Below are 2849 nucleotides of genomic sequence, written 5' to 3'. Positions count from 1 at the left end.
TGTCGAGGCCGATATAGCCCTCCCGGATGCCGGCGGCAAAGTCGGACAGCACCGAAAAGACCGGCTGTCCTCTCGCCTTCAAGGTTTCCACGACCGCTGTCAGGGTCGGATGGTCCGGACCGACAACGGCGATGGCCCTCGATTTCGCCGCCAGCCTGCGCATCTGGGAGGCGATCTCGTCGGGAGCCAGGGAGCTGGCGAAATCGATGCTCGCAACGCCGCGGAAGCGCTGCGATTGCGAGATGGCCAGTTCGAGTTCCCGCGCGAAGTCACCGTAGAAGGCATCGTTGCCCCGCAGCAGCAGGAAGCCCAGGCGGTACTCCGGCAACTCCTGGCGCATGCGCTGCTTGATAAGGCCGGCGGCGTGGTAGCCGATGTCGGTAGCGGTCTCGTAGACGCGGCGCGCTGTCTCTTCGCGCACCGGCAGCCGGTTGTTCAGCACGCGGTCGACGGTGGCGACACTGACGCCCGAGATGCGCGCCAGATCGGATATTGTCGGCCGCTTCACCATGCTTGCCTCGTCGGGTTTGCTCGAGCCCTTCGTACATCATCCTGATGGGAAATGATAGAAACTATCTTTATGATGTTGAGTCTATCATCAGTCGGCGTTACTTTGACGCCCGAAGCCAAGGGATTTCATGGCATTCGCTCTGGCGGATGCCTTTGCCGAGGGAGGCAATCATGTCCACTGCGCCGTCCCGGCGTGACTACAGCCTGATCGGCCGCGACGCCAAGCTCGCCGTCGAGACCGGCCTGTCGGCGGCCGAGTGGTATCACACCGACATACCGCGCAAGCAGATGAAGGAGCTGATGCAGCGCTCCGACGGGCCGGCGATCCGCGATACCGCGATCTGGTTCGCCGCCCTGATCGTCAGTGGCGCCGGCGGCGCCTGGCTCTGGGGCACATGGTGGTGCGTGCCGTTCTTCTTCGTCTATGGCGTGCTCTACGGCTCCTCGACGGATTCACGCTGGCACGAATGCGGTCACGGCACCGCCTTCCGCACGCAATGGATGAACGATGCGGTCTATCAGATCGCCTGCTTCATGATCATGCGCAATCCGGTGACCTGGCGCTGGAGCCACACGCGCCACCACACCGACACCATCATCGTCGGCCGCGACCCGGAAATCTCGGTGATGCGGCCGCCGGATCTGGTTCGCGCCATGCTGGGCTTCGTCGGCGTGCTCGACGCCTGGCATGCGATGAGCGATATGCTGCGCAACGCCGCCGGCACCGTCAGCGCCGCCGAAAAGACCTTCATTCCAGAACAGGAGCAGCCCAAGGCGATCCGCGTCGCCCGCATCTGGACGGCGATCTATGCCGCCACCGTCGGGCTGGCGCTCTACACCGGTTCGTTCCTGCCGCTGATGCTGGTCGGCCTGCCCAGGCTCTACGGCGCCTGGCACCATGTCATGGTCGGGCTGCTGCAGCATGGTGGCCTGGCCGACAATGTCACCGACCACAGGCTGAACAGCCGCACCGTCTACATGAACCCGATCAGCCGCTTCATCTACTGGAACATGAACTACCATGTCGAGCATCACATGTTTCCGATGGTGCCCTATCATGCGCTGCCGAGGCTGCACGAACTGATCAAGCACGATCTGCCGGAACCGACACCGTCGATCCTGGCCGGCTACCGCGAGATGATCCCGGTCTTCCTGCGCCAGCTGCGCAACGAGGACTATTTCCTCAAGCGCGAGCTGCCGCCGACCGCACGGCCATATCGCGAGGAATTCCACAACGACACTATCGCCGCCGCGGCGGAATGATCGTGCTTCCATCCGATCTAGACTGTTTATTTAACGCAATTCCGGACGGAAAACCGCTGCGCACTTTTTTGCTTTTGGGAGGACTTGAATGAGCGACTGGGTCGAGGCCTGCGCCACCGGCGACATAGACGAGGAGGATGTGATGCGCTTCGACCATGGCGGCCGCACCTTCGCCATCTATCGCAGCCCCGACGACGAGTTCTTCGCCACCGACGGCCTCTGCACGCATGAAAAGGTGCACCTGGCCGACGGGCTGGTGATGGACGACATCATCGAATGCCCCAAGCACAATGGGCGCTTCAACTACAAGACGGGTGACGCCCGCGGTGCGCCGGTCTGCGTCAATCTCAAGACCTATCCGGTCAAGGTCGATGCCGGCAAAGTCCTGATCCAGATCGGATGACCGATATGGCGGGGGGGATGCTCATCATCGGCGCCGGCGAATGCGGCGGGCGGGCGGCATTGGCGCTGCGCGACCTCGATTATCAGGGGCCGGTGACGCTGGTCGGCGACGAGCCGCATCTGCCCTATGAGCGCCCGCCTCTGTCCAAGGAGGCGATGGCCAGCGATGCGCCCGGGATCAAGGCGATCGCCAGCGACGCAATTCTGACCGAGAAGTCGATCCGGCATGTCCATTCCGTCCAGGCCGTCGCGATCGACCGCACGGCGCATACTGTGCGCCTGTCGGACGGATCGGTCCTGCCTTACGAAAAGCTCCTGCTGGCAACCGGTTCGACGCCGCGCAAGCTGCCGATGCCGGGCCTGGGTCCGCGCTGCGTCTATCTCAGAACCTTCGCTGATGCGCTCGCCATTCGCGCGCATCTCACCCCCGGCAACCGTATCGCCATCATCGGCGGCGGCTTTATCGGCCTCGAACTCGCCGCCGCGGCTCGCAAGCTCGGTGCCGCGGTCACCGTCATCGAGGCGCAGCCTCGCATCTTGATGCGCGGCGTGCCGGCGGAGGTCGCGGAAATCATCCATGAGGCGCATGTCGCCGAGGGCGTCGACATCCTGTGCGGCGACGGCATCGCGTCCATCGCCGACGATGGCAACGAGGTTCGCGTCACCCTTGCCGG

General features: G+C 63.8%; 4 protein-coding genes. 3 read left to right on the top strand and 1 reads right to left on the bottom strand.

Annotation, left to right across the window (positions count from 1 at the left end; translation table 11 throughout):
- The coding region (locus EN991_RS30685) for a LacI family DNA-binding transcriptional regulator (protein WP_164769484.1) at nt 1-511 on the bottom strand (511 nt) is incomplete at its 3' end.
- Between the two features lie 170 nt (nt 512-681).
- On the opposite strand from EN991_RS30685, the gene EN991_RS30680 reads away from it, so the two are divergent.
- The 3 genes from EN991_RS30680 to EN991_RS30670 form a co-directional block, all read left to right on the top strand.
- The gene (locus EN991_RS30680) at nt 682-1773 is read left to right on the top strand and encodes a fatty acid desaturase family protein (protein ID WP_024502008.1); all 1092 of its coding nucleotides are present in this window, start codon (nt 682-684) and stop codon (nt 1771-1773) included.
- A gap of 88 nt (nt 1774-1861) precedes the next feature.
- Nucleotides 1862-2176: a MocE family 2Fe-2S type ferredoxin gene (locus tag EN991_RS30675; RefSeq protein WP_027161041.1), complete on the top strand. Its 315-nt coding sequence runs from the start codon at nt 1862-1864 to the stop codon at nt 2174-2176.
- On the top strand, nt 2173-2849 hold a 677-nt coding region (locus EN991_RS30670), incomplete at its 3' end, for an FAD-dependent oxidoreductase (protein ID WP_164769483.1). The genes EN991_RS30675 and EN991_RS30670, both read left to right, overlap by 4 nt.

It is taken from the genome of Mesorhizobium sp. M7A.F.Ca.US.005.03.2.1 (assembly GCF_003997795.1).
Taxonomy (GTDB): domain Bacteria; phylum Pseudomonadota; class Alphaproteobacteria; order Rhizobiales; family Rhizobiaceae; genus Mesorhizobium; species Mesorhizobium ciceri.
This window is presented reverse-complemented; position numbering and strand designations above follow the sequence as displayed.

Bases quoted from the DNA above. Each gene is read 5' to 3' on its own strand.
- EN991_RS30680 (WP_024502008.1), top strand. From the start codon at position 682: ATGTCCACTGCGCCGTCCCGGCGTGACTACAGCCTGATCGGCCGCGAC.
- EN991_RS30675 (WP_027161041.1), top strand. From the start codon at position 1,862: ATGAGCGACTGGGTCGAGGCCTGCGCCACCGGCGACATAGACGAGGAG.